The 2,405-nt window shown below is 69.0% G+C and carries 4 protein-coding genes; 2 read left to right on the top strand and 2 right to left on the bottom strand.

Annotation, left to right across the window (positions count from 1 at the left end):
• Positions 1 to 548 (bottom strand): DJ-1/PfpI family protein (locus G3N93_RS38045; RefSeq protein ID WP_206135330.1); only part of this gene is annotated, 548 nt, incomplete at its 3' end.
• Positions 549 to 659: 111 nt separating this feature from the next.
• Here G3N93_RS38045 and G3N93_RS38040 point away from each other — a divergent pair.
• Both G3N93_RS38040 and G3N93_RS38035 read left to right on the top strand, forming a co-directional pair.
• Positions 660 to 1,079 carry a rhodanese-like domain-containing protein gene (locus tag G3N93_RS38040; RefSeq protein ID WP_206135329.1) on the top strand — a complete coding sequence of 140 codons (420 nt, stop codon included), beginning with the start codon at positions 660 to 662 and terminating at the stop codon, positions 1,077 to 1,079.
• Between the two features lie 101 nt (positions 1,080 to 1,180).
• Complete coding sequence (locus G3N93_RS38035; RefSeq protein ID WP_174945883.1) at positions 1,181 to 1,507, top strand: superinfection immunity protein; 327 nt, start codon at positions 1,181 to 1,183, stop codon at positions 1,505 to 1,507.
• 15 nt (positions 1,508 to 1,522) lie between these two features.
• Here G3N93_RS38035 and G3N93_RS38030 read toward each other — a convergent pair.
• A partial coding sequence (locus G3N93_RS38030; protein WP_206135328.1) for a cytochrome P450 occupies positions 1,523 to 2,405 on the bottom strand: 883 nt, incomplete at its 5' end.

Raw genomic sequence — 2,405 nt, 5'->3', positions numbered from 1 at the left:
CGGTTCGCGATCGCGCCGCCATGATCGCGGCGCACGAGATGCAGCAGCATGTCGAGCCCCGCCGCCGATCCGGCCGATGTGATCACCTGCCCCTCGTCGACGTAAAGCGCATCGGGATTCACGCGCAGCGCCGGATAGCGCGCCTGCAGTTTCTCCGCATAGCGCCAGTGGGTCGTCACCGTGAGGCCGTCGAGCACGCCGGCCGCCGCCAGCACGAACACGCCCGAGCAGATCGAGCAGAGCCGCGCGCCGCGGCGATGCGCGGCCCGCAGTTTCTTCAGCAACGGCGCCGGCGGCAATTCGTCCGGATCGCGCCAGCCGGGAATCACGATGGTGTCGGCGCGATCGAGTGTCGCGAGCCGATACGGCGCGGCGACCGTGATGCCGCCCGCCGCGCGCACGGGCCCCGGCTCGCTCGCGCAAACGGCGAAGCGATACCAGTCGACCCCGAGCTCGGGGCGTTCGAGGGCGAACAGTTCGACCACGCAGCCGAATTCGAACGTGCAGAGGCGATCGTAGGCGAGCGCGACGACGAGATGATTGTGCATGGCGCGATGTTACCGGAACTTGTCGATCGCGCCACTGCCGCGAAACGCGCCGAAGCGCGATACTGCCCCTCATCCCACCGCGTTCCGCACAACCTTCAGGAGAACTTGCCCATGTCCTGCGTCACCGACGTGCCCGCCGCCGACAGCCCCGCCGCCCTTGCACATTTCGAGGCGTCGCTGCGCTTCGAGACCGACTGCTGGGACGTGCACGACGCGCTCGCATCGGGTACACCCGATTTCGTGCTGCTCGACGTGCGCGGCCCCGACCAGTTCGCCGCCGGCCACGTGCCCGGCGCGCGCAACCTGCCGCGCCGCAAGATCATCGAGAGCAAGCTCGCCGGCTATCCGGCCGGCACGCTGTTCGTCGTCTATTGCGCGGGTCCGCACTGCAACGGCGCCGCGCGTGCGGCGATCCAGCTCGCGCGTCTCGGCCGGCCGGTCAAGCTGATGATCGGCGGCGTGACCGGCTGGCTCGACGAAGGTTTCGCGCTGAGCAACGAAGTGCAGCCGGCAAACGCCGAAGCCGGCTGATCGTCATTAAAAACGCAACAATCAATTGCCTGTCCACGCCCTGCACGCAAACGGAAAAAGCGCGACAATCAGTCCCATTGCAGTTCGGATGGAGCAGCAACATGCAGAGCGCAGTCCTGATTCAAGTGGCCGGTTCGGTGGCCGCGATCGCGATCTATTTTCTGCCGGCGGTCATTGCCGACCGGCGTGGCCGGCACGACAAGCTGACGGTCGCGATGTTCAACGCGCTGTTCGGGTGGACCGGCATCGGCTGGCTGATGACGCTGTACTGGGCCTGCCAGCCGAACCCGCGCACCGATGTCGCGCAGACGATCCTCGCGAAGCGCCGCGGTATCAGCATGCGGACCTTCTCGACCGGTCTCGTCGAACGCGTGCAACGCCGCGTCGCCGCCCAGGAACAATGGGCCGAGAAGCAAGGCTGCCGTTAAGTCCCTCTTTCCCTTTCACCGTGCCGCGTCGAACTTCGGCATCCTGACGTTGGTCGACGCGCGGTAGTCCCACGCCAGCCCGTCGTGCGGCGGTACGCCGCCCGCACGCAGCCACGCCCCGAACGCCCCCGCCGTCACTGCCCGCGCGATCCGCTCGCCCGGACAACCATGCGGCCCCGTGCCGAAGCCGAAATTCGGTCCGGCCGCGCGGCCAGGCATGAACCGGTGCGGATCGCGATGCACGGCCGGGTCGCGGTTCGCCGCGGCCAGCACGACGAGAATCGCGTCGCCGGCTTCGACGGTCACGCCTTCGATCGTCGTGCGCGATGCGACGAAGCGGCGCGTGTTCTGCACCGGTGAATCGAAGCGCCCGACTTCGGCGACGAATGCGTCGAGCGCGGCATCGTCCTGAACAACGTGCGCGGCACTCGCTCCCGCGTCGCCGTTCCACGCCACCAGCGTATTGCCGAGCCATGCGGCCGTCGCCTCGCAGGTCTGCGACAACAGCCCGACGAGATTCGCGACCAGCCCGCCGCTCGCCTGCCAGCCCGACGCGCGGGCCGCCTGCTGCACCGCAGCGACGAGCGTGCCGTCATGCGCATGCAACTGCGCGACGCGCTCCGTCATCCGGTCGAGCAGTTGCCGCGCGGCGTCGCTCGCGCGGGCCAGTGCCGCGGCATCCGACAGCGGCGACAGCGCGGCGACGAAATCGACGACCTGCGCCGCGATATCGTCGAGCTGCGTCTCGTCGAAGCCGAGCAGATCGGCAACCGCGCACACGGGCACCGTCATGCACCACGCATTCAGCGCGCCGGCATCGCGCGGCGCCGACAAGCGCCGCGCGGCAAGCTGCGTGGCACGGTCGCGCAACGCGGCCGTGTCGATCGGCGCGAACGCC

The sequence above is a fragment of the Burkholderia sp. Se-20378 genome, assembly GCF_017104665.1.
Classification (GTDB): Bacteria; Pseudomonadota; Gammaproteobacteria; order Burkholderiales; family Burkholderiaceae; genus Burkholderia; species Burkholderia lata.
The sequence above is the reverse complement of the archived record's forward strand: the minus strand, read 5'-3'. Positions and strand labels throughout refer to the sequence as shown.

Bases quoted from the DNA above. Each gene is read 5' to 3' on its own strand.
- G3N93_RS38040 (WP_206135329.1), top strand. From the start codon at position 660: ATGTCCTGCGTCACCGACGTGCCCGCCGCCGACAGCCCCGCCGCCCTT.
- G3N93_RS38035 (WP_174945883.1), top strand. From the start codon at position 1,181: ATGCAGAGCGCAGTCCTGATTCAAGTGGCCGGTTCGGTGGCCGCGATC.